The sequence below is a fragment of the Marinobacter sp. genome (genome assembly GCF_041687235.1).
In the GTDB taxonomy this organism is placed as follows: Bacteria; Pseudomonadota; Gammaproteobacteria; order Pseudomonadales; family Oleiphilaceae; genus Marinobacter.
In genome coordinates this window covers 17,768-41,636 of record NZ_JAWLCH010000011.1, presented here as the reverse complement: position 1 = coordinate 41,636, position 23,869 = coordinate 17,768, and the positions used below count along the sequence as shown (strand labels likewise).

General features: G+C 57.9%; 20 protein-coding genes. 8 read left to right on the top strand and 12 right to left on the bottom strand.

The genetic code is table 11. The annotated features are described in order from the left end of the window. The first annotated feature begins 8 nt into the window (after positions 1–8). The 4 genes from ACESMK_RS14755 (at position 9) to ACESMK_RS14740 (ending at position 4,753) form a co-directional block, all read left to right on the top strand. Positions 9–389: a CidA/LrgA family protein gene (locus tag ACESMK_RS14755; RefSeq protein WP_373000301.1), complete on the top strand. Its 381-nt coding sequence runs from the start codon at positions 9–11 to the stop codon at positions 387–389. Further along, on the top strand, positions 382–1,119 hold the full coding sequence (locus tag ACESMK_RS14750; RefSeq protein WP_373000298.1) for an LrgB family protein: 738 nt from the start codon (positions 382–384) through the stop codon (positions 1,117–1,119). The genes ACESMK_RS14755 and ACESMK_RS14750 overlap by 8 nt, the downstream gene beginning before the upstream one ends. 161 nt (positions 1,120–1,280) lie before the next feature. Beyond that, positions 1,281–3,356, top strand: coding sequence for a TonB-dependent receptor family protein (locus ACESMK_RS14745; RefSeq protein ID WP_373000295.1), 2,076 nt, complete (start codon positions 1,281–1,283; stop codon positions 3,354–3,356). A gap of 38 nt (positions 3,357–3,394) precedes the next feature. After that, entirely contained in the window at positions 3,395–4,753 is a 1,359-nt protein-coding gene (locus ACESMK_RS14740) for a TrpB-like pyridoxal phosphate-dependent enzyme (RefSeq protein WP_373000293.1), read from the top strand. On the opposite strand, the gene ACESMK_RS14735 is transcribed toward ACESMK_RS14740, so the two are convergent. The 5 genes from ACESMK_RS14735 to tmpT all read right to left on the bottom strand — a co-directional run bounded on the left by ACESMK_RS14735 (position 4,754) and on the right by tmpT (position 12,544). After that, the gene (locus ACESMK_RS14735; RefSeq protein WP_373000290.1) at positions 4,754–6,733 is read right to left on the bottom strand and encodes an alkaline phosphatase D family protein; all 1,980 of its coding nucleotides are present in this window, start codon (positions 6,731–6,733) and stop codon (positions 4,754–4,756) included. Beyond that, positions 6,678–8,237 (bottom strand): SpoVR family protein, encoded by a 1,560-nt coding sequence (locus ACESMK_RS14730; RefSeq protein ID WP_373000287.1) that lies wholly within the window; start codon positions 8,235–8,237, stop codon positions 6,678–6,680. The genes ACESMK_RS14735 and ACESMK_RS14730 overlap by 56 nt, the downstream gene beginning before the upstream one ends. Beyond that, entirely contained in the window at positions 8,234–9,523 is a 1,290-nt protein-coding gene (locus ACESMK_RS14725; protein ID WP_373000503.1) for a YeaH/YhbH family protein, read from the bottom strand. The genes ACESMK_RS14730 and ACESMK_RS14725 overlap by 4 nt, the downstream gene beginning before the upstream one ends. Before the next feature lie 39 nt (positions 9,524–9,562). Continuing rightward, positions 9,563–11,485, bottom strand: coding sequence for a PrkA family serine protein kinase (locus ACESMK_RS14720; RefSeq protein ID WP_373000284.1), 1,923 nt, complete (start codon positions 11,483–11,485; stop codon positions 9,563–9,565). Positions 11,486–11,890: 405 nt separating this feature from the next. After that, a complete protein-coding gene (tmpT, locus tag ACESMK_RS14715) occupies positions 11,891–12,544 on the bottom strand; it encodes a thiopurine S-methyltransferase (RefSeq protein ID WP_373000281.1) in 654 nt (217 codons plus the stop codon). A gap of 93 nt (positions 12,545–12,637) precedes the next feature. On the opposite strand from tmpT, the gene ACESMK_RS14710 reads away from it, so the two are divergent. Further along, a complete protein-coding gene (locus ACESMK_RS14710; RefSeq protein WP_373000278.1) occupies positions 12,638–13,573 on the top strand; it encodes a D-2-hydroxyacid dehydrogenase in 936 nt (311 codons plus the stop codon). A gap of 50 nt (positions 13,574–13,623) precedes the next feature. On the opposite strand, the gene ACESMK_RS14705 is transcribed toward ACESMK_RS14710, so the two are convergent. Continuing rightward, entirely contained in the window at positions 13,624–14,877 is a 1,254-nt protein-coding gene (locus ACESMK_RS14705; protein WP_373000275.1) for an OmpP1/FadL family transporter, read from the bottom strand. 202 nt (positions 14,878–15,079) lie between these two features. Here ACESMK_RS14705 and ACESMK_RS14700 point away from each other — a divergent pair, with 202 nt between their 5' ends. Further along, positions 15,080–16,441 (top strand): YihY/virulence factor BrkB family protein, encoded by a 1,362-nt coding sequence (locus tag ACESMK_RS14700; RefSeq protein ID WP_373000272.1) that lies wholly within the window; start codon positions 15,080–15,082, stop codon positions 16,439–16,441. Here ACESMK_RS14700 and ACESMK_RS14695 read toward each other — a convergent pair. The 4 genes from ACESMK_RS14695 to ACESMK_RS14680 all read right to left on the bottom strand — a co-directional run bounded on the left by ACESMK_RS14695 (position 16,424) and on the right by ACESMK_RS14680 (position 21,049). Then, positions 16,424–17,473 (bottom strand): HDOD domain-containing protein, encoded by a 1,050-nt coding sequence (locus ACESMK_RS14695; protein WP_373000269.1) that lies wholly within the window; start codon positions 17,471–17,473, stop codon positions 16,424–16,426. The genes ACESMK_RS14700 and ACESMK_RS14695 overlap by 18 nt on opposite strands. Positions 17,474–17,583: 110 nt before the next feature. Further along, on the bottom strand, positions 17,584–18,813 hold the full coding sequence (locus ACESMK_RS14690) for a DUF445 domain-containing protein (protein WP_373000266.1): 1,230 nt from the start codon (positions 18,811–18,813) through the stop codon (positions 17,584–17,586). 119 nt (positions 18,814–18,932) lie between these two features. Next, entirely contained in the window at positions 18,933–19,667 is a 735-nt protein-coding gene (locus tag ACESMK_RS14685) for a 16S rRNA (uracil(1498)-N(3))-methyltransferase (protein ID WP_373000263.1), read from the bottom strand. 29 nt (positions 19,668–19,696) lie between these two features. Next, positions 19,697–21,049, bottom strand: a complete 1,353-nt coding sequence (locus tag ACESMK_RS14680) for an adenosylmethionine--8-amino-7-oxononanoate transaminase (RefSeq protein WP_373000260.1) — start codon at positions 21,047–21,049, stop codon at positions 19,697–19,699. A gap of 170 nt (positions 21,050–21,219) precedes the next feature. Between ACESMK_RS14680 and ACESMK_RS14675 the strand changes: the two genes are divergently transcribed. After that, the gene (locus tag ACESMK_RS14675) at positions 21,220–21,708 is read left to right on the top strand and encodes a DUF2505 domain-containing protein (protein ID WP_373000258.1); all 489 of its coding nucleotides are present in this window, start codon (positions 21,220–21,222) and stop codon (positions 21,706–21,708) included. 182 nt (positions 21,709–21,890) lie between these two features. Then, complete coding sequence (locus ACESMK_RS14670; protein ID WP_373000255.1) at positions 21,891–22,217, top strand: type VI secretion system PAAR protein; 327 nt, start codon at positions 21,891–21,893, stop codon at positions 22,215–22,217. Positions 22,218–22,384: 167 nt separating this feature from the next. Here the strand turns inward: ACESMK_RS14670 and ACESMK_RS14665 are convergent, their stop codons facing one another. After that, complete coding sequence (locus tag ACESMK_RS14665; protein WP_373000252.1) at positions 22,385–23,131, bottom strand: amino acid ABC transporter ATP-binding protein; 747 nt, start codon at positions 23,129–23,131, stop codon at positions 22,385–22,387. 13 nt (positions 23,132–23,144) lie between these two features. Then, entirely contained in the window at positions 23,145–23,816 is a 672-nt protein-coding gene (locus ACESMK_RS14660) for an amino acid ABC transporter permease (protein WP_373000249.1), read from the bottom strand. Between the last annotated feature and the right edge of the window lie 53 nt (positions 23,817–23,869).

Below are 23,869 nucleotides of genomic sequence, written 5' to 3'. Positions count from 1 at the left end.
CCTGCACCATGCAGTTCCTGAACGGCATTACCCTGCTCCTGGTATACCAACTGGTTGGGGAAATCACGGTCCGATTGCTTGGCCTGCCTATTCCTGGCCCGGTGCTGGGCATGGTGATGCTGTTCATAACCCTCATGATCCGGGGCAAGGCGCCGGAGTCTGTCGAACAGGCGTCCACGGCCTTGCTCAGCCATCTCTCACTTCTGTTTGTTCCCGCCGGCGTCGGCATGATGGCGCACTTTGGCCGCATTGCAGATGAATGGGTACCGATTACCCTGGCGCTGCTGTTCAGTACGGTCATTACCATGGTTGCCACGGCGTTGATCATGCAGGTAACCACCCGCTGGTTTGCCAAGCCTCTTCCGGAAAAGGAGGGTGGCGATGACTGAACCGGGCCTGAAAGATATCTGGGTCTACCTTTCCACGTCGCCGCTTCTCGGCCTGACGATTACCCTGGTGGCCTATGGTCTGGCCTATCGGCTGTACCTGAAAACCAACTCCAATCCGCTGGCCAATCCGGTCGTCACCTCTGTCGCCATGCTCATCATCCTGTTACTGGCGACAGGTACCTCCTACAGCGATTATTTTGAAGGCGGTCAGTTTGTTCACTTTCTGCTGGGGCCGGCAACGGTGGCGTTGGCCGTTCCCCTGTATCAACAGTTCTCCAGGCTTCGACAGCTCTGGCTGCCGGTGACGATTTCGCTCTTCTGCGGCGTTGTGATCGCCGCAGGCAGTTCCATTGGCCTGGCCCGTCTTCTGGGTGGATCGCCCGAGATCCAGATGTCCCTGGCACCGAAATCGGCGACAGCGCCGGTGGCCATGGGTATTTCTGAGAAAATTGGCGGGCTTCCGTCGCTGACTGCCGTGCTGGTGGTCATCACCGGCATCACGGGTGCGGTGCTGGGCACCAAGTTGTTCGAGTGGATCCGCGTCCGCGATGACACCGCCAGGGGCATTGCCATGGGCGTTGCGGCCCACGGTATCGGGACCGCACGGGCGTTTCAGGTAAGCTCGCAGATGGGGGCCTTTTCCGGTCTGGCGATGGCACTGTCTGCCTTCGCGACGGCCCTGCTGGTGCCCTGGCTGGTGGATGTGCTTGAAGCCTGGATCCCCGCCTGATTCTGCTACCTTGGGACCACTACCAAGATCCTATAAAAAGTAATTCAAATGTTCATTCAAGAATGGCCTTCCGATGGGTTGAATGGGATGACACCATTTCCCCATCGCTGGCGTACCCGTTACCAAGAGAAATCTTGATTGGCGAACCCTGAGGAGGCCCTTTGAACAAGAATAATTACCTGGCAGCGTTTGTTCTGTCACCGGCGTGTATTTCGATCTCGCTTCCAGCGATTGCACAGTCGTCATTGGACAACGAAGAGGAGCTGGTACTGCAGGTAACCGCCCCACGACTGGTTCGGGATTTGTATGAAACCCCCGCTGCGGTTTCTGTTATCAGCGCCCCCGATATCCGTGATGGCCAGCAGCGTCTGCAACTGGATGAGTCCCTCAATACCGTACCTGGCCTGTTCTTTCAGAACCGCTACAACTTTGCCCAGAATCTCAGGCTGTCCACCCGGGGGTTCGGGGCCAGGGCGCCCTTTGGCATTCGTGGTATTCGCATTCAGGTTGATGGCATCCCCTACACGCTTCCGGACGGCCAGTCCCAGATCGATGCCATTGATCTGGATTCGGCCCAACGAATCGAGGTCATCCGGGGGCCAGCGTCGGTTCAGTACGGCAATGCCGCCGGCGGTGTCATCGATATTTCCACCGCGTTGGGTGATGAGCTTCCCGAGGGTGGCCGGCTTCGCCTTGACGGCGGCAGTGACGAGTATCGCAAGGCTGCGATACAGGGTAACGGCGTTGAAGGTAATACCAGCGGGATAGCCACGCTCTCCTGGCTGACGGTTGATGGCCACCGGGAGCAGAGCGAGGCGGAAAAAGCGCTGTTCAACGGCCGTGTCGCACGGGATCTGGATTCTGGAAGACGTGTGACAGCCACGTTCAACGCATTGCACAATCCGAAATCCGAAGACCCGGGCGGGCTCACCCTGGCCCAGGCGGAAGAGGATCCGGAGCAGGCTACCGCGCTTGCCAAGAGGCTGGATAGTAGCCAGACCGTAAACCAGCAGACCCTGGGCGTAAGATTTGAAGATTCCGCCGTCTTGCCCGGCCAACTCACCCTCAGTACCTTCTACACCCACCGGGATTTTGCCCAGCAACTGCCGTTCCCGGGCAGCAGCCGGGTGGCCTACGACCGCCACTTTTACGGTATCAGCTCGGAGTACCAGCAGGAATCAGCAGTCGCTGGGTTGCCCCTGACGTGGGTTGCCGGGCTGGATGTGCATCATCAGTCCGACGACCGGCGCCGCTATTCGGTGTCTATCGATGGCGATATCACCGGCCAGACCCAGGCGGAAAACCAGAGCGCTACCAATGTGGCGGTTTTTGGCCAGGGCGATCTGGCGCTTGGCGATGCACTCAACCTATCCCTGGGCGTACGTTTCGATCGGTTGCGCATGGCCATTGACGACGACTGGCTGCAAGACGGCGAAGATGATTCCGGCAATCGGACTTTCCGGGAGTACAGTGGCGTTGCCGGCATCAGCTACAAACTGGCACCAAGGCACCAGGTGTACGCCACCCTGGGTACGGCGTTTGAATCGCCCACTTTCACCGAGTTCGCCAACCCCAATGGCGGTGGTTTCAATCCCGATCTGGAGCCTCAGCAGGCAGTGAATCGCGAGCTGGGCATGCGCGGCATGCTGGGTGCAGGGCTGAGCTATGATATGGCCCTGTTCTCCATCCGGGTGGAGGACGAGATCCTGCCTTTTAACGTGGGCGATCAGACCTTCTACGAAAATGCCGGTGAAACCCGGCGCAATGGTTTTGAACTGGGCCTGGCCTGGGAGCTTTCTTACGCCTGGCGGGTAACCAGCGCCCTTACTCTGGCCGATTACGAATTACGGGACTTTGTTGATGAACAGGGCAACGATGCCAGCGGCAATGCCATTCCCGGGCTGCCAGAACAACTCTGGGTGAGCGAGCTGGAGTGGCGCGGATCAGCCGGTCGTTTCGCGGTCCTGGAATGGCAATATGTCGGTGAGTTCTATGCCGAGAACAGCAATCAGACCCTGGTAAGTGATTACTGGCTGGTGGGCCTTCGCGCCGGGGATTCATTCCGGATGGCGGATCAGGCCCTTAATCTGTATGCCGGTATTCGCAATCTGCTGGATCAGGAGTACTTCAGTAACGTCCGGATCAATGCCAACGCCAACCGCCCAGTAGCAGACCGGGGTTATTTCGAACCCGGCCCCGGAAGAACTTTTTATGCGGGCCTGGAATGGGTATTCTGAAGGGCGATAACAACATAAACAGTAGGGATTTTTTATTCATGCAAACCAAGTTCCTTCTCGAAGAAAGCCAGATGCCAAAGTACTGGTATAACCTGCAGGCGGACCTGCCCGAACCGCTGCCGGCGGTGCTGCACCCGGGCACACAGCAACCGGTAACGCCCTCCGATCTTGAACCGCTGTTTCCGATGGCACTGATCGAACAGGAAGTAACTACCGAGCGGGAAATCGAGATTCCCGAGCCAGTACGTGATGTCTACAACCTCTGGCGGCCGGCGCCCCTGTACCGGGCGCATCGTCTTGAGAAGGCCCTTGGCACTCCGGCAAAAATCTTCTACAAATACGAAGGCGTGAGCCCAGCGGGCAGTCATAAGCCGAACACGGCGATTCCACAAGCCTTCTACAACCGCGAAGCGGGTATTCGCACCCTCACCACCGAAACCGGTGCAGGGCAGTGGGGCACATCGCTGTCATTTGCTGGCTCCCTGTTTGATATAGACGTTACCGTGTTTCAGGTGCGGGTTTCCTACAACCAGAAGCCCTATCGTCGGGCGGTCATGGAAACCTATGGCGCAAGGTGTGTGGCCTCGCCCTCTGAACTGACCGAGTTCGGCCGCAAGGTGCTGGCTGAGACGCCGGACCATACCGGTAGTCTGGGCATTGCCATTTCCGAAGCGGTGGAGCTGGCAGTGCAGGACCCGAACACCAAGTATGCGTTGGGCTCGGTTCTCAACCACGTCTTGCTCCATCAGAGCATCATCGGCCTGGAAGCGATGCAGCAGATGGAAATGGCGGACTGCTGGCCGGACGTCATTGTGGGTTGTACCGGCGGAGGCTCCAACTTTGCCGGTATTGCCTTCCCGTTTATGGGCCATGCGCTGAGAGGCGGCGAAAAATCCAGGATTGTTGCGGTTGAACCCTCCGCCTGTCCGACCCTGACCCGCGGCAAGTACGCCTATGATTACGGCGATACCGCCCACATGACGCCGCTTACCAAGATGCATACCCTGGGCTCCGGATTCACTCCGCCCGGCTTCCACGCCGGCGGGTTACGTTATCACGGCATGGCACCGCTGGTGTCCCATGCCAAGGAGCTGGGGTTGTTTGAGGCGGTGTCCTACACCCAGCGGGAGTGCTTTGAAGCTGGTGTTCTGTTTGCGAAGAACGAAGGGATCGTGCCTGCGCCGGAGGCCAATCATGCGGTCAAGGGTGCCATCGATGAAGCCCTGCGCTGCAAGAGGGAAGGTAAGGAAGAGGTGATCCTGTTCAATCTTTGTGGCCATGGTCATTTCGATATGGCGGCCTATACCTCCTATTTTGCCGGTGAACTGAGCGACCACGAATACGATGAACAGGAACTGGCCATGGCCCTGTCGGGACTGCCTTCCGTTAATGCCTGATCAGTTTTCCCTGCGACGGTGAAAAACCGTGCCCCCGCCGCCGGCGTCCAGTTGCCGGATGGCGGTGGGTGCGCCCTCATCATCCAGCCGAACATCTCCGATACCTGAACAGTTCCACAGTCGCTCACCGGCTTCCCGGCCTTCGGGCAGCCTCGGGGAAATCCACATCCGCCTCCTCTTGGTGAACCAGTTCAGGGGCGACCAGGGAGCGAACAGCCAACGATTCAGGCGATCCAGCCATTCCAGGAGGCTGTTGGGGAATTGGTTCTTGATACCGCTGCTGGTGATCTGCCAGACGTGGGGACCGTTCTGTTCATGGCGAAGCCGCACATCGTAGGCAAAGGAATAATGGACATCCCCGGAAAGAATCACGAAGTGTCGGGGCGTTCGGGGGTGGCCGAAGATATTCAGCAGCACACTGGCAGCGCCCCGATGTGCCATCCAGTTTTCAGCGTCCACCAGCAATGGCTTTCCACAGAAGGTGAACACCCGCTGAATCATTTCGATCAGCTTCACTCCGAATATGGGCGCGGGCGATACGACCACCACTGCGTCCTCGCCCATGATTTCATGCTGGAAGTCGGTCAGTGATTCCCAGTCCATCAGTCCGGAAGGATGGCTGCGCCGACGTTCACTGCGCCAGCGATGGGTGCGTGTGTCGAGTACCACCAGTCGGGGTGAAGTGGGCAGGCTGTAATGCCAGTGCTGGAAGTGAAAGAGTCGGTCAATCAGGTCATCCTGGGTGGCCTTGTCCAGGTCGAACTGTCCGTTTTCGGGCTCGAAGAGCGTCTGGCAATGCTTGATCAGCTCCCGGAAATTCTCCGGTTGGTTGCCCCAGCCCTGACACAGAAGATAACCCAGCAGGGCATTGCCAATGATGCGCCGGGAAAAGGGGTGTTCGTAGGCGGTGGTCTCCCAGAGGGCCGAGAGGTTCCAGTCGTCTGTCACATCGTGGTCGTCAAAGATCATGTACACAGGCACGTTGGCCATGGCGCGCGCTGCCTGGGGAAGGCTCCTGCGGAAGTCGTCGATGGTTGCCTGTTCTTTACGGTATCGCGCCAGATCATCCGGGTCATTGACCGGCTCGGTGGCGGTGACCAGGGGCCACGGTTCCGGCGACCACACCAGCAGGTACATGGCGATTACTTCGGCAAATGAAATCAGATGGTTGCCGGCATTGGCGGTGGTGAAAACGGGTTTGCGGACACCGCCGAAAAAGCGCTCGGTCAGATCCTCATTGAATTCAGATTCCGGCAGCAGTTCATCCCGGTGGTAATAGGCCGTCGTCACCGAGGTAAGGTCTCTGCTGTTACTGAACGCGGCACCTTCCAGAGTTTCCTGGTAAAGACCCAACTGATGAATAACGCACTGGATCGCGTGCAGCATCGGCCCGGCCACATCATCGGCGTAGACCTGGTCGCCGGTCATCAGGAGCAAAGCCGGAACCTCTTCCAGCTGCTCTGCGTGCTGCAGCTCTTCGTCCACCCGCACCAGGCCGTCGCGGGCGGGGTGGTGAGGTCTTCGGCAGGAGCCGTGGAGAATGCGGTCCAGTTTCGATTTCAGGGTAAAACCGGGGCGCTCTTTACCCTCGGGGCAAAGGTGAGGTGCCCAGTCCCGGATCCATATGGGGTTGTCTGAGCCAGCGCGGGTCAGTCCAATATCGTATTCAAGCCGGGAGTCCCGGGGCAGAGGAGTATCTGGCGTAATGGCCAGCAGGTTCAGCCAGGCCCGGGCGCCAACCCTGAGCCGGACGATTTCGGACCCGGTCACCGGGCGATCCAGCAGGCTTTCTTGTCCGTTGAACACCCTTACGGTGAGCTCCGCCGGCTCGCTGGTTGCCAGCCAGAGAACCAGCGAGTCCGGAGCGGTATGACGCAGGATCGGTCCGGCCAGTACGGGCCCGAGGTTGGCTCCGGTTTCCAGGTCAGTCGTCCTCGAGTTCCCTTGGCGGGCAGTGGTGCTGCTCCACGACCGTGCCATCGTCCACGCTTTCCAGGTGCACATCAAAGCCCCACAGCCGGTGTACGTGACGCAGGACCTCGTCGGTTTCCTTGCCCAGGGGCACGCGGTCCACGGGGATGTGTCGAAGGGTCAGGGAGCGGTCGCCCCGTACATCCACGTTCCAGACCTGGATGTTGGGTTCGCGGTAACTCAGGTTGTACTGCCGCGCCAGTTTCTCGCGCAGATCCCGGTAGCCAGGCTCGTCGTGGATGGCGGTCACCCGGTAGACGTCTTCCTGATCGTCATTCTGGATCGCAAAGAGTTTCAGATCCCGCATCACCTTGGGCGAGAGAAACTGCTGGATAAAGCTTTCGTCCTTGAAGTTCTTCATCGCAAAATGCAGGGTTTCCAGCCAGTCGCTGCCGGCGATGTCCGGGAACCATTCGCGGTCTTCCTCGGTGGGGTTCTCGCAAATCCGCCGGAGATCCGTAAAGATCGAGAATCCGAGGGTGTATGGGTTGAGGCCCGAATACCAGGGGCTGTTGAACGGCGGTTGATACACTACCGCCGAATGGCTCTGAAGAAACTCGAGCATGAAGCCGTCAGTCACAAGGCCCTTGTCGTACATGCGATGCAGCAGGGTGTAGTGCCAGAAGGTGGCCCAGCCTTCGTTCATGACCTGGGTCTGGCGCTGAGGGTAGAAGTATTGGCCGAGCTTTCTCACGATGCGGATGATTTCCCGCTGCCAGGTTTCCAGCAAGGGCGCGTTCTTCTCAATAAAATAGAGAATGTTCTCCTGGGGCTCTTCCGGATAGCGCTTGCCGCGCCTTACCGGGTCATCGTCGTCGTCCGGTTTCGGAATGGTGCGCCAGAGATCGTTTATGCGCCGTTGCTGGTACTCTTCACGCTCTTTCTGGCGACGCAGTTCTTCCGATGCCGATATCGGAGCCGGCCGCTTGTACCGGTCCACGCCATAGTTCATCAGGGCATGGCAGGAATCCAGGATTTCCTCCACGGCATCGACGCCGTAGCGTTCTTCGCACTCGGCCACGTAATGGCGTGCGAAAACCAGGTAATCAATGATTGCACTGGCGTCAGTCCAGGTGCGGAACAGGTAGTTGCCCTTGAAGAACGAGTTGTGGCCATAGGAGGCGTGGGCAATGACCAGCGCCTGCATCGGCAGGGTGTTTTCCTCCATCAGGTAAGCGATGCAGGGGTTGGAGTTGATCACGATTTCGTAGGCCAGGCCCATCTGCCCGCGCTGATAGCCTTTGGAGGTGCTGAGAAACTGCTTGCCGAAGGACCAGTGATGATAGCCAACCGGCATGCCTACCGAGCTGTAGGCATCCATCATCTGTTCTGCGCTGATCACCTCGATCTGGTTGGGGTAGGTGTCCAGGCCGAACTCGGAGGCGCATTTTGCAATCTCGTCATCGTATGTCTGGATCAGCTCGAACGTCCATTCAGACCCGGTCGAAATAGGTTCCCGGGCTCTTGGCAGGTCACTCTTCGGCAGATTGGGGCGGTCCATGAGGTTCGTCATGCGGCTTTCCTCTCGAACAACTGGCGGAACACCGGATAGATTTCGCCGGGGTCGGCGATCTGCTGCAAGGCAAAGCTCTGGGGGAACTGCTCGTGAATCTTCTCGTATTCGTACCAGAGCATCTGGTGGTCCTGCGGCGTGATCTCCACATAGGCAAAATACTGCACCAGGGGCAGGATATTGTCGGCCAGGATCTTGCCGCACACCGGGGAGTCGTCGTTCCAGTTATCGCCGTCTGATGCCTGGGCCGCGTAGATGTTCCATTCGTCCGGGGAATAGCGGGATTCGATAATCTTGTGCATCAGCTTCAGGGCGCTGGAGACGATGGTGCCACCGGTTTCCCGGGAATAGAAAAACTCTTCCTCGTCCACTTCCTTGGCACTGGTGTGGTGGCGAATGAAGACCACTTCGATCTTCTTGTAGTTCTTTTTGAGGAACAGGTACAGCAGGATGAAAAAGCGCTTGGCGATGTCCTTGTGCATCTGGGTCATGGACCCGGACACGTCCATCAGGCAGAACATCACGGCACTGGTGGCCGGTTGCGGCTTTTTCAGGTGCTGGCGGTAGCGCAGGTCGATTTCATCAATGAAAGGAATACGTCGAATGTTCGCTTTCAGTCGCGCGATTTCCTCTTCCAGAACCTGGATCTGGTCTTCGTGGCTGAACGCGGGGTCCAGATCCTCCGGCGCCGATTTCAGCGCTTCCAGTTGTTTCTCCAGATCCCGGATCTTTTTCTTGCGCGCGCCTCCCAGGCCCAATCGTCGGGCGTGAGCTCCGCGCAATGAGCGCACTACATCCAGCTTGGCCGGCACGCCATCGGTGCTGAAGCCGGAGCGGACATACTTGAAGGCCTCGGTATCCTTGAGTTTCTTGCGGGCCAGGTTGGGCAGTTCGAGATCGTCGAACAGAAAATCCAGGAATTCTTCCTGGGTAATCTGGAAGGCGAACTCGTCCATGCCCTCGCCATCCGGGCTGGCCTGTCCCTGGCCGGACCCCTGGCCTCCGCCACCCTCGGGTTTGGGAATGGTGTCGCCGGCCACGAACTCCTTGTTGCCGGGGTGCACCACCTCCCGTTTGCCGCCCTGGCCGTGGTGGAAGATGGGTTCGTCAATGTCCCGGGACGGAATACTGACTTTCTCGCCCCGTTCGATGTCTGTGATCGAGCGCTTCTGAACAGCATCCGATACCGCCCGCTTGATGTGGTGGCGGTAACGGCGCAGGAACCGTTCCCGGTTCACCGCGCTCTTGTTCTTACCGTTCAGTCGCCGGTCGACTATGTGGGTCATTCCCATGGCGTTACTCCAGCTCAGTGAATGGTCACTGACTTAGTGAGACTTGCGAACTCGCAGGTACCATTCGGCCAACAGCCGAACCTGCTTCTCCGTGTAGCCTCGATCGACCATACGCTCGACGAACTGCTTGTGCTTGTTTTGATCTTCCTGGCTCGCTTTCGGGTTGAAAGAGATAACCGGCAGCAGATCCTCGGTGTTCGAGAACATTTTCTTCTCGATGACGGCACGCAGCTTTTCATAGCTGAGCCAGGACGGGTTCTTGCCGCCATTGTTTGCCCGGGCGCGCAGTACGAAGTTGACCACCTCGTTTCGGAAATCCTTGGGATTGCTGATTCCGGCTGGTTTCTCGATTTTTTCCAGCTCTTCGTTGATTGAGGAGCGGTCGAGAATTTCGCCAGTGTCCGGATCCCGGTATTCCTGATCCTGAATCCAGAAATCGGCATAGGTGACATAGCGGTCGAACAGGTTCTGGCCGTACTCGCTGTAGCTTTCCAGGTATGCGGTCTGGATCTCCTTGCCGATAAACTGCACGTAGTGAGGCGCCAGGAATTCCTTGATGAACCTGAGATACTTCTCATGAATTTCCGGCTGGAACTGCTCCTGCTCAATCTGCTTTTCAAGAACGTACAGCAGATGCACCGGGTTGGCGGCCACCTCTGTGGTGTCGAAGTTGAATACCTTGGACAGGATCTTGAAAGCAAAGCGGGTGGACAGCCCATCCATGCCTTCCATCACGCCAGCGGCGTCACGATACTCCTGGATGGATTTGGCTTTCGGGTCGGTATCCTTGATGTTCTGGCCATCGTAGACCCGCATCTTGGAGAAGATGCTGGAGTTTTCAGGCTCCTTGATGCGCGAGAGCACAGAGAACTGGGCGAGCATATCCAGAGTATCCGGCGCGCAGGGGGCGCCTTCCAGGGAGCTGTTGCTCAGCAGTTTCTTGTAGATCTCGATTTCTTCGGTCACCCGAACACAATAGGGCACCTTGACGATGTACACCCGGTCAAGGAACGCCTCGTTGTGCTTGTTGTTGCGGAAAGTCTGCCACTCGGATTCGTTGGAGTGGGCCAGGATTACCCCGTCGAAGGGGACAGAGCCCATGCCTTCGGTGGTGTTGTAGTTGCCTTCCTGGGTGGCCGTCAGCAACGGATGCAGCACTTTTATCGGTGCCTTGAACATCTCCACGAACTCCATCAGGCCCTGGTTGGCTTTGCACAGGCCACCACTGAAGCTGTAGGCATCCGGGTCATCCTGGGAGAAATCCTCCAACATGCGGATGTTGACCTTGCCCACGAGGGCGGAAATGTCCTGGTTGTTGTCGTCGCCGGGCTCGGTCTTGGAGACAGCAACCTGGTCGAGCACCGAGGGATACATTTTCACAACCCGGAACTGGCTGATGTCGCCGCCAAATTCATGCAGGCGCTTTACCGCCCAGGGCGACATGATGTTTTTCAGGTAGCGGGCGGGGATGCCGTATTCCTCTTCCAGGATCTGGGCATCCTCGGCCGGGTCGAACAGGCCCAGCGGCGATTCGTTAACGGGTGAGCCCTTGATGGCGTAGAAGGGCACCTTCTGCATCAGTGATTTGAGTTTTTCCGCCAGGGACGATTTACCGCCGCCGACGGGGCCAAGCAGATAAAGGATCTGTTTCTTTTCTTCCAGGCCCTGAGCAGCATGGCGAAAGAAGGAGACGATGTTTTCTACGGCATCTTCCATGCCATAGAACTCGGAAAACTCGGGGTACCGCTTGATGACCTTGTTGGAAAATATGCGCGACAGCCTCGGATCTTTCGAGGTATCGACGAGCTCTGGTTTGCCAATGGCAATTAACATCCTCTCGGCGGCCGTGGCGTAGGCCGTTGGGTCCTTTTTGCAGATCTCCAGGTATTCCTCCAGGCTGTATTCTTCTTCCTGGGTACTCTCATACCGGTCTTTGAAGTGCTGCAGTATGCTCATAGATTGCCCTCGCTCGCTGTATCTTCAGCTTTCAATTCACGCAATTTCCCCGTTGCAGTCTGCTCCGCCCATCCGGGCGGTTTGTTTAGTTATGGGTGGAAGGAATGGATACTTACAAGCCTGTGAACGATCAACTCTCGGCCGGCTTGCTTACCTTGAGCTTAGTTCACGGTTGGGAAGTTGGACAGTGGGTGAGTGGTTAAGGTTCATTAAATTATGTTAGGCGGGTGTGTTGGTTTTGTAGCTTGCCGGGTTTCTGCGGGGACAGTGTGAGGGGGCTGGAGTGCACCGGGTGGGTTTCTGACAACGAATTGGCAACTCGCTTCGCTCAGACATCAAATTCGTTGTCAGAAAGCCACCCGATACACTCCGATCAGGCCACGGAGGCGACCGCCTGAAGGCAGGCTAGAGTTTGGTTAAACGGAATACGCTTTCTGAGGCGTTTTCAAGGCCTTTTCTCTTTGTAAACGGATGATCCTTGGCCAGGGTGTTGGTCAGGATGTGTTCGATCTTGTAGTCGTCCTGGTAGAGCTCACGTACTTCTTCGTCACTGACGTTGAACGGCGGGCCCTTGATTTCGGTGTCGTAGTCCAGGGTGATCAGCAGAATTCGGGTGCCGTCGGGGATGATGGCGGTCAGGTGGTCTACGTAGTCTTTGCGCATGTGTGGCGGCAGCGCGATCAGGGCGGCGCGGTCGTAGACCAGGCGGACGTGTTTGAGGTCTTCAGGTACCAGTTGGAAGAAGTCGCCGCACCACAATTCCAGGTTGTCGTGTTTGAACGTGATAAAGGGTTCACCCGGATGGACTTTGGCCTTCTCTCCGGCCTCTTCGAAGAAGTCCTTGCAGGCCAGTTCGCTCAGTTCCACGCCGATGATGGGGTGGCCGCGGTCGTGGAGCCACCACATGTCGTGGGCTTTGCCGCAAAGGGGCACGAAGACGGCATCGGTGCCTTTGCCGGCCAGTTCGGGCCAGTGGTCATGGAGGTATTGATTGACCGTGCCCTCGTGAAAGCCGATCTCCTTTTTGGCCCAGCGTTCGTGCCAGAATTCATGTTCCATGGTTTGCACCCTGTTGTTGCTTGGACATCTTGAGTTTTGGACGTTTATCTCAGTCTACCCTAATCTGTGGCCATCTGGATTCAGGAGAAAAGTATGAAAGCGGTATTCCTCGATGCCAAAACCCTTGGTGATGATGTGGACCTGTCGCCCATTGAAGCGGTGACGGGCGGGCTGGAAAAATTCGACCGGACCGGTCCGGATGAGGTGCTTGGGCGCATCCGGGGCTTTGATACGGTATTGGTCAACAAGGTGGTACTGAGCCGGGAGCATTTCGAGGCCTGCCCGGAGCTTGAAAACATAGCCGTGGTGGCCACGGGGCTGAACAATATTGACCAGCAGGCGGCGAAAGATCACGGCATCAAGGTGATGAACGTGACCAACTACGGCCGCTCCACGGTGGCGCAGCACACAATGGCGCTGATGCTGGCGTTGGCTACCCGGCTGCTGGATTACAACCGGGATGTGCGGGCCGGACGCTGGGGAAAAAGTGACATGTTCTGCCTGATGGACCATCCGATTATGGAACTGGAGGGGCGTACGCTCGGTATTGTCGGTTACGGTGATCTGGGTCAGGGTGTAGCTGAGCGGGCGGCTGCGTTCGGTATGCGAGTTCTGCTGGGTGCTCGTCCCGGTCAGGAAGCGGGCGAGGTGGACGGGTATTCCCGAATCCCTCTGGACGAATTGTTGCCCCAGGTTGATGTCCTGTCACTGCACTGCCTGCTCACCGATGATACCCGGGATCTGATTGGCGCCCGCGAGCTGAAAATGATGAAGCCGGACTCATTGTTGATCAATACCAGCCGTGGCGGTCTGGTAAACGAACAGGCGCTGGCGGACGCGCTGCGCGACGGCGAGATCGGCGGCGCCGGTTTCGATGTGTTGACGGAGGAGCCGCCCCGCAACGGCAATCCCCTGCTGGCGGATGATATCCCCAATCTGATTGTGACCCCTCACTCCGCCTGGGCCAGCCGGGAAGCGCGGCAGCGGATTGTTGGCATTACCGCTGCTAATCTGAAATCAGTGCTCTAGAAGTGAAGCCCCGGATAGGCCGGGGCTTCAGAAGCTGGCTTTTACCTGGTTCAGTATTTCCAGCCCACGCTGACCGAGGCACCCAGTTGGTACATCTCAAGATCAATGGTCTGGTTCGGTGCGAGCGGGTTGGGGCCGGTTACTGTCTTGGCGGGGGAGTAAGAGGCCATTCCTGACACATCGAGGTTTTCGCTGAAGCTGTGAGTGAATCCGCCGGTGAAATGCCATTCCTGGACACCCGGTGCCAGGATGTTGAACAGCACATCCTCGTCCGAGATGGGATTCTCTCCGTAGCTTACACCGGCCCGCCAGGCCTGGGACGTTGTCTGCTGCCACTGCCAGCCAAGCTTGACGATGGTCATGTCGTCCCAGCCAAAGCCGGCGCCGCTGTCATCGCCAAGTTGGGCGGTCTGCAGGTTGGGCAGCAGCGGATTGCCAACGCTGTTAATCTCGCTGTAGCGGATATGCTGTATGTCCAGCAGAAACCAGTGATCTTCAATACCGGACCAGGCGATGCCCGCGTTGAACATTTGTGGGATGTCGAAGTCGCCTTGCTCGGCAAACAGGCCGCGGTATTTGTCGAACTCGTTCATCTTCAGAATATTACGCCAGCTCACGCCACCTCGCAGGGTGTCTGTGATCTCCCCCTGCCAGCCGATCTGGTAACCATAACCCCAGGCGTCGTCGGTGCCGTTGTTGGACAGAGCGTCAGGGTCTGAAGAGAATGGCGCGAAGCTCTGGAGGCCTTCAGCCTCAAAGCGCTGATAGGCAATGACCGGCGAAATGCCGAAGGCCTGGTTCTCGGAAAACTCCCAGGACCATGTGGGTGCAATAAACAGCTGTTCCAGATTCACACCGGTTCGGCCCGCATAGAAAGGCCCGCCACTCTCGCCGGAGTAGTCGGTGTTCATGCCACCGTTGGCAAACACGGAAATACCGAAATGTGTGGTGTCTGACAGTTCCCGGTTAAAACCCAGGTGAGGGATCACGAAACCGTTGCGGCTGCTTTTATAGGTGCCGGGCTGCAGCGAGAACGCCGGGGGCGGAGACATTGGGCCGTCGACGGTGTATTCCCGCCTGGGCGAGAAAACCTCGAAACCGCCATCCATGCGATTGCCAACAAACGCCATGCCCGCCGGGTTGGTTGCCGCCGCAATGCTGTCCTGGGACAGCGCAGTGCCAGCGCCGGCCATGCCTTTGCTGATGGTGCCATAGCCATGGCTGAAGTAGCCGTTGGTGGCCAGAGCGGTCACCGGAGAGAAGGCCGTAACTGCAGCAACGCCCAGAGCAAGCTTGATTCGCATGAGAGAACATCCGTTCAGGAAAAGGTTATATCGTGAATAGCGGTCGTTTTTACCGAAATTCTGTTATAAGAGGAAGTAACAAATTTGGATATGGTTATATTGAGGTTGGTAGCCTCGCAAACGGCTGCTAATCGGCCATACTCTGGTTAGACCGGATATCTGACTGATAATCTGAACAAAACATGGAACGAAAGGACCGAAAGTGGCTTCATTCCAATTAAAAGACCGGCTCCAGGAAGCTGAAAGCTGGATTCTGGCGAATCCCAATCCGCCCCAGAGCTGGCCCTGGACCTGGTTGTACAAGGTCGGGCGCACGGTGTACGCCATGGCCAGAGATGTTATCAGCGGGCAGCTGACCCTCCATGCCATGAGCCTGGTTTACACCACGCTGTTGAGTATTGTTCCCCTCCTTGCCCTGAGCTTTTCGGTGCTCAAGGCGCTGGGCGTGCATCAGCGAATGGAGCCGTTTCTGTTCCAGTTTTTTGAGCCGCTGGGCCCCCAGGGCATTGAGCTCGCTGAGCAGATTCTCGGGTTCGTCGATAACATGAAAGTGGGTGTGCTGGGCTCTGTGGGTCTCGCATTGCTGGTCTATACGGTTATCTCGCTGCTTCAGAAGATCGAGCGCTCCTTCAATATGATCTGGCGGGTGCCGGACATGCGCTCCATGGCACAGCGTTTCAGTAATTACCTGAGCGTGATTATGGTAGGGCCGCTGCTGATGGTGTCGGCCATTGGCGTCAGTGCCACCATATTTTCGTCCACCATTGTCCAGACGCTGATCGAGATCGAGCCGTTCGGTTCTGTCATTCTGGTGGCCAGTCGGTTCACACCGTTTTTCCTGGTGGTTGGTGCGTTCACTTTTGTGTATGTGTTCATGCCCAACACCCGGGTCAAGTTGCGCTATGCCGCCATTGGTGGCCTGGTGGCCGGTGTTTCCTGGCAGGCTGGCGGAATGTTGTTTGCCTCCTTTGTGGCGGGTTCAGCGAAGTACGCCGCCATCTATTCCAGTTTTGCCATAGGTATCATTTTACTGATCTGGATCTATCTGAACTGGATGATCCTGCTGCTGGGCGCCAGCCTGGCGTTCTATCTGCAGAATCCCGGGTCGGTGGCTAAACGCAGGCAGGTACAACTGTCGCCCGAGCTGCAGGAGAAAGTGGCCCTGGCAACCATGTGGCTGGTGGCCAAACCTTTCAGTGAGGGTAAGCCGGCTCCCCAGCAGGAAGTCTTGGAACAACAGCTGAAGGTGCCGGGAGAGGTGACCCGTGCCCTGAGCGACAAGTTGATCCGGGCAGGTTTGCTTACACTGGCCGGGCGCCAGGGTGATCAGCTTGCCCCTGGGCGGTCGTTGGATCTGATAACCGTCGGTGAGGTGTTGAGGGTCGTTCGCAACGACGAAGACCGGGTGGTTGACCGGCTACCGGGCGTCATACCCCCGGAACTGGTGGCGACGACCAGCGTCGATGAGACACGAACCTTTGCGGAGCTGTTACGGGGCGACGATAGCGGGGAAAAGGGCCGGTCTCATGCAGAGCCGGAACCTGCGTCAGCTTCTGACGGTTGAGCGGCCACCCTCCCGGAGCATCTTTTGCAGAGCGTTTCGCAGGCTGCTGATTTGTTCCGGGGTTAACCGCACCACTTTGGGCAGGTCCTCTTCGGCGAGGTTTCGCTGGTGGGCATGTCGGAGCACTTCCCGAGTCCCTATGACCATGCCATCGGTCAGGGGCGTGTGTTTCTGCCTTGGTGCTGGCCGTTCTGCCGCCAGAAGGTAGGCGTGGTATTTGGGGGGCAGGTTCCATTCATTGGCCAGTAACTGGCACGTGGCCCACTGGTACCTGGCGAGGGCATGGCGAATCAGTGCGGGCTCCGGTTCGCCGGTTGTTGTGCGCGACCGGCAGATGCGCTGCAGCTCCCGCCGGATGGTGATGTAGGCCAGGGAAGGCAGCAAGCCGACCATAAAATGCGCACTGGTGTCTTCGCCCTGGGTTCTGGCGATCAATTCCGCCGCCCTCGCGCAGGTCAGGCCCCAGCGCCAGGCGCGCTGGCCGAATAACGCTTCCCGGCTGTTCCGTGCGGCCATCATGGGGCGCATTACTGCCGCGGAAATGACATTTCGGATACCGTCGACCCCCAGTACAAAGACCGCCTGATCCACCGATTCAATGGAATGGTCGCCGGTCCGGAAGTAAGGGCTGTTGGCAATCTGCAGCAACTGATCGGTGAGCGATGGGTCGCCCAGAATGATCTCTGTCAGCCGATGGCGGTCGGTGGATTCATCGGAAAGGGCCCGCATGAGCATTGGAAGGCTCATGGGTTGCCGGGGGAGTTCTTCCATCCTGTTGCTGGAGAGGCGCTGGTGCAATTCTTCCAGTACCTCGTCGTAGGAGGAGAGGTCTGCGCGAAGAACCGCGGGTTCCGCGTCAAGCAACCAGCAGAAGAGATGCTCTTCCAGGTGCTGGGCGAGTTCCGGGCCTGTGTCCGGGGTTTCGTTGGTCGGGTTTTCCGGAGATGGATTAAACAGCCGCGCTTCCGGGGCCGGCGGTGCAGGCTGTTTTGTTGTGAATAGTCCTGAAATCCAGGAGAGAAAACCTGGCATCCGTTGCCTCCGGGTGGAACCTGTTCGAAGTAATGAACCTCCGTTTCCGAGAGTATAGATGTACGACGCATCCTTGCACAGGTTTTAAGCCCGTGAATCAAGGCAGGAATTTACAGGAACGACTCCCCGAACACGAAGACCAGTTGGCAGATACCGGCACCAAAACCGAGGAACGCGCCCACCAGGATCAGTTTGATCTCGTCTTCCTGGAAACAGGGCCGGAGCAGGTCCTGGAATTCTTCCGAAGACAGGGCAATCATTCGCTCTACCATGATCGATTCCACAGCCCGGGCCCGATCCGTCTCGAACACCGGGTTGTTGAACGAAGTCTGTGATATTTCGATGGCTTTCTCGCCCACCTTGTTCTTGAGAGTGGCAAATCCCGTGGGGCCAAAGGCCATCTGTGTCAGCGCCTTTCCCATGCCGGCGGTTTCGTCCACCAGTGGCTTGATGTGCTTCTTGACCATGTTTCGGGCCCGGTCGCCTTTGGGACCGTCGAGAATGGCGTTGATGATGTTGCCAACGGTGAGGATCTCATGGGTCACGATGTGGCAGAACGATTCCGCCACGGCCGGCTGGCGTTTCAGGAACAGGCCCTGAATCCGGAAGGGACCGACTTTTTTCGCGTGCAGCGGCCGGAAAATCACGTTCAGGGCAATCCAGTTGGTGGCCCAACCCACCAGAAGGCCGAAGAAGGGAAGCACCCACCAGCTCGGGTAGACATACCAGACCGCCATCTGGATCAGGCCAAACAGGAAACCGAAATAGAGCCCCGAGTTGATGATGAAGCGGAATTCCACCTCGCCACATTCAATAAAGATCCGGTTCAGCAGCTCCTTGTCGCTGGCCAGACGCTCGATCACCATGCCCTTGATGTCCAGCAGGTCTTCGATGTTGTCGGAAACATCCTCCACCAGGTTGTCCACCAGCTGAGGCGTGGACTTACGGACGCGGTCGTAGACCATTTTTCGTGCCGAGGCAGGCAGATTTTCCCAGAAGGTGGGGTATTCCTTGAGCATCATCTCGTCCACGTATTCTTCGATACGGGGTTCGACGGAATGGACGATGTGGGTGGCGAGTACTTTAGGGTCGATCTGCTGGAATATTTCCCGAACGGTGCCGATTTTTGAAATGGTGGCGTCAACGCTGATGGCGGCCATTTTTCGGGCTTTTGACGGAATGATGCCTTGCCAGCCCAGCAGCGGCGGTTTGCCGATGAACTCCAGAGGATAGAAGGTCATTTTGATGGCGAGCCAGTTGGTGGTCCAGCCAATCAGGGCGGCAATCACCGGGATACTGAGGTATTGCCAGAATTCGTGGGTGCTTAGCAGGCTTGTCATCCCGTTACTCGCGTATGAACGTTTTTTTGCTTTAGGAATCGACAGGGATAATGTTGTTGGCACCCCTTGATGTCAATGACTTGGGTGCCGACATGAGACGGCGGTACGGTTGGTAGCGGTCAGCCGCCGATGTCACCCCACAGCCACTGACACAGCGCCATGGCCGCCACAGGGGCGGTTTCAGTCCGTAAAACCCGTGGGCCGAGGGCGACCGGGAGGAAGCCTTCTTGCTCGGCCTGGGCGATCTCATCCGGGGAGAGGCCGCCTTCGGGGCCAATCATGAGGGCCACACGTTCCGGCGGAATGATGGATTTGAGGGCGCGTTCGGTGCGGTGATGCAATACCAGGCGGACGTCGCAATCCCGGGTGTGTTCCAGCCATTCTGACACGGTCATCACCGGCAGAATCTCGGGTAGCCGGGCGCGGCCGCATTGTTCGGCGGCGCTGATGGCGACGGATTGCCAGTGGCGCAGGCGCTTGTCTTCCCGGTCGCCCTTGAGTTTTACGTCGCAGCGCTCGGTGGTCAGCGGCACGATACGGGTGACGCCCATTTCCACCGCTTTCTGCACGGCGTAGTCCATCCGGTCACCCTTGGAGAGGGTCTGGCCGAGGACGATTTCCAGCGGGGATTCGGTGGTGTTGGCCTGCGGAGTGCCCACCTGGACTTCCACGTTCTTCTTGCTGGCGCTGGTAATGGTGGCGGGGTAGTCGTTGCCATTGCCGTTGAAAAGCAGCAGTTCCTGCCCCGGCTGCATGCGCAATACCCGGCCGACGTGTTGCGCGGCGTTGTCATCAAGTTCTGCGGTGCCGCCCTCGCTGAGGGCGGAATCGGTGTAGATGCGGGGTATGCGCATGGGCCTATCTCTCAGGTTCCTGGCGGTTGTCAGTCACGAACCGCGATTTCTATGCCTTCCGTTGCAACCTGGGCGAGGTGGCGGATCTGTTCTTCGGTGATCACGTAAGGCGGCATGAAGTAAACCACATTACCCAGGGGGCGAAGCAAGGCCTGCCGGGTTAATGCGTGCTGATAAACCCGGATGCCGCGTCGCTCCTGCCAGGGGAAGGGCGTTTTCGACGCCTTGTCTTTCACCATTTCTACCGCGAGGGTCATGCCGTGCTGGCGGATGTCCCCGACATTGGGGTGGTCCGCAAGGTGTGCAACGGATTCTGACATGCAGGCGGAAAGTCTGCGGTTGCTCTCGATGACGTTATCATCCCGGAAGATGTCCAGGGTCGCCAGTGCCACGGCGCAGCCAATGGGGTTGCCGGTGTAGCTGTGGCTGTGCAGGAAGGCCTTGAGGGTTTCGTAGTCGTCATAGAAGGCGTTGTAGACATCATCGGTGGTCAGCACCACCGACAACGGCAGGTAGCCGGCGGTGAGCCCTTTCGACAGGCACATGAAATCCGGGGTAATGCCTGACTGCTCACAGGCAAACAGGGTGCCGGTGCGGCCAAAACCAACGGCGATCTCATCGGCAATCAGGTGCACGCCGTAGCGGTCACAGGCTTCCCGCAATTTGGTGTGGTAAACGGGGTGGTGCATTCGCATGCCGCCGGCGCACTGGATCAGTGGCTCTACCACCACGGCGCAGATTTCTTCATGCTTGTCGGCCAGCAGCTTTTCCATGGCTTCAAACTGGCGCAGGGCGTAGCCCTCGTCGGTTTCGTCCGGCTCCTTGTTGAAGGCATCCGGTGAGGGTGCTGTCAGAACCTCCATCAGCAAGGGCTGGTAGGTGTCCTTGTACAGTGAGACATCGCCGAGTGCGAGGGCGCCCAGGGTTTCACCGTGGTAGCTGTTGCTCAGGTTGACGAAGTTCTTCTTGCCCGGTTTGCCGTGATTCTTCCAGTAGTGGAAGCTCATCTTCAGGGCAGCTTCTATGGCAGACGAGCCGTTGTCGGCGTAGAAAACCTTGTTCAGGCCCGGCGGAGTCACTTCGATGAGGCGCTCGGACAGGTTGACCACAGGTTCATGGGTAAAACCGGCCAGAATGACATGTTCCAGCTGGCCGATCTGGTCCTGTATGGCAGCGTTGATTCGGGGGTTGGCGTGGCCGAACAGGTTGACCCACCAGGAACTGACGGCGTCAATAAACCGGTTGCCTTCAAAATCTTCCAGCCAGACACCCTCGCCCCGCTTGATCGGAACCAGTGGCACGGCCCCTTCATGGTCTTTCATCTGGGTGCAGGGGTGCCACACGGTCTTGAGGCCACGGGCGACGAGGTCAGCATTGCGCATGATAATTCTCCGTCAGACGGTCATGTTCTGTATTGTCGGCGGTTAACCTGTGCGGATATTACAGTTAACGGCGACGGCTGGCCACTGTGCCATCTGATGCTGACTGAAGGGCCAATGTCCCTGAGACCGCGGCACAGCAGAATTCCTTAAAAAACACTAAGGAGACGCTGATGGAACTGGAGTTGGAACATCCCTACGAGGCGGGTCTGGAAAGGGTGCTGGGTGCGTTTTTTAGCGAGGATCACATCCTTGAAAAGAATGCCCGCCTTGGCTCCCGTAACGTCCGGGTGGCGGAGCTCAGTCGGGACGAATCCTCCGGCAAGCTTGTGATCGAGCGGGAAGTAACCACCTCCTCAGAGGTGCCCGGAATTCTGGCAAGCTTTCATCGGGAATGGAACCAGGTACGTCAGGAAGAGCATTGGTTTCGTAAAAGTGACAACGAATGGCACTGCGAATTCAGGATCCGGATTGAAGGTGTACCCGCGAAGATAAAGGGCATGATGAGGCTGCTGGGGCAGGGCGAGACCTGTACCAATCTGGTGACACTCAACGTGCGCTGCGATGTGCCTTTTCTGGGCAAGAAGATTGCGCAGTTTCTGGCAGATGACTCCCACGCCAAGATCAGGCGTGAGTACGAAGCCACCCGCCAATTGCTATAGGGCGACGGGTAGCCGTGTTTGCCCAATACGAGGATGTGATCCAGTTTTAGCTCTGCCTCGGGATCCTCCCAACGGCATCACACACTGGCATCGCAGGATTTGGCGAGGACCGCGCTTCCGTATAAACTGCGCGAGATCACTCACAGAGCCAGGATGGCTCAACACAACGCAAAGGATGCAAGATGAGTAAAGCGATAGTCCTGCTCGGAGATCTTGGCTCCGACCACGAGGGTTTCCCTCCCACGCCGGTTATTGCCGGTTCCCCCGACGTATTGATCGACGGCAAGCCAGTCGCCCGCGTGGGTGACCCGCTGGCACCCCATTCCAAACCCAAGCATCCACCCCATCCGCGCACCATCGCTGGAGGCTCGTCCACCGTCATGATTAATGGCAAGCCGGCGGCGGTGACCGGTGGCGCGATTTCATGTGGCGGCGTGACGATCGGGACGGGGTCGGTGATTATTGGTGATACTCACACGCCTGCCTCAACCTATTGCTTCTCCGACTAACTCATCATCGGCGACTGGCATGGGCGTGAATCTGGTCAGGGAGGTTCGCCGGGTGGATCACCAATTACAGGCCCAGCTGGACAACATTCCCTGAGATACCGTATCAATACGGGTCACATGCAATCGAAAAGCCTCCGCTTGCGGAGGCTTTCGAGGCTGGCCTGGCTTCAGTGCGCCAAGACCCGCGAAAGAAACGCCTGGGTGCGCTCGTTCTGCGGGTTGTCGAACACATCGTGGGGTTTGCCCTGCTCCACAATCTGGCCTTCGTGAATGTAGATCACGCGGTCGGCCACTTCCCGGGCGAAGCCCATTTCATGGGTGACGACCATCATAGTCATGCCTTCCTTGGCGAGCTCCCGCATCACATCCAGCACTTCACCGATCATTTCCGGATCGAGGGCTGAAGTGGGCTCGTCGAACAGCATCAGGCGCGGTTCCATGGCCAGGGCCCGGGCGATCGCGACCCGCTGTTGCTGGCCCCCGGAAAGCTGGCTGGGGTACTTGTCGGCCTGGTTGCCGATGCCCACCCGGTTGAGCAAACGCTCGGCGGTGGCGTTGGCAACGGTTTCCGGGGCATCTTTGACCTTCTGGGGAGCCAGCATAATGTTCTTTTTCACCGTGAGGTGAGGGAACAGGTTGAACTGCTGGAACACCATCCCGACTTCCTTGCGGATTTCAGCCAGGGCTTTCGGGTTGCCACTCTTTGGCGCGAGATGCTGGCCGTCCACTTCCAGGGTGCCGGACTCGTATTCCTCGAGACCGTTCACGCATCGGATCAGGGTAGATTTGCCGGAGCCACTGGCGCCGATAATCACCACCACTTCGCCTTGTTCAACGGTAAGGTCAATATCTTTCAGGACATGGAGTTTTCCGAAGTACTTGTTCATGCCCTTCATTTTTACAATCTGAGTCATGGGTAACGTTCCTTCAGACAGAAGCCAGTCCACGCCGCTCGACAAAGCGGAGAATGATGGACAGGGACAGGGTGATGGCCAGGTAGAGGATGGCGACCACAAAGTACACCTCAAACGCGGTAAACGTGTTGGCGATGTAGATTTGCCCCTGGCGTACCAGTTCACCCACGCCAATCACCGAGAACAGGGACGTGTCCTTGATGCTGACAATGGCCTGGTTGCCCAGCGGTGGAATCATGCGGCGGAACGCCTGCGGCCAGATGATGGACCAGAAGGTCTGGGAGCGTGAGAGCCCCAGGGAAAGGCCTGCTTCGGTCTGGCCTTTGTCGATGGACTGAACGCCACCGCGAACGACCTCTGAGATATAGGCCCCGGAGTTCAGGGCGATGGCCGCGATACCGGCAACCAGCGGATCAATCGGCCCGCCGACGAGATCCGGCAAGCCATAGAAGATAAAGAGCACCTGCACGAGAATCGGCGTTCCCCGAAATACCTCAATGTAGGCGGTTGCAGGCCAGCGGAAGAACCATTTTTTATTGATACTCAGCAGACCGAAAATGATGCCGAGAACAAAGCCGATGGCCAGGCCACCAAAGGAAATCAGAAGAGTGTAGGGAATACCTTTAACCAGGTATGGAATGGAGTTGATGGCTGCCTGCCAGTCAAACTGAAACTGGAATTCCACAGTGGGTGTCTCCGTTGAATGGGGAGTGACCAGCCGGGGTGTTGTGCACCCCG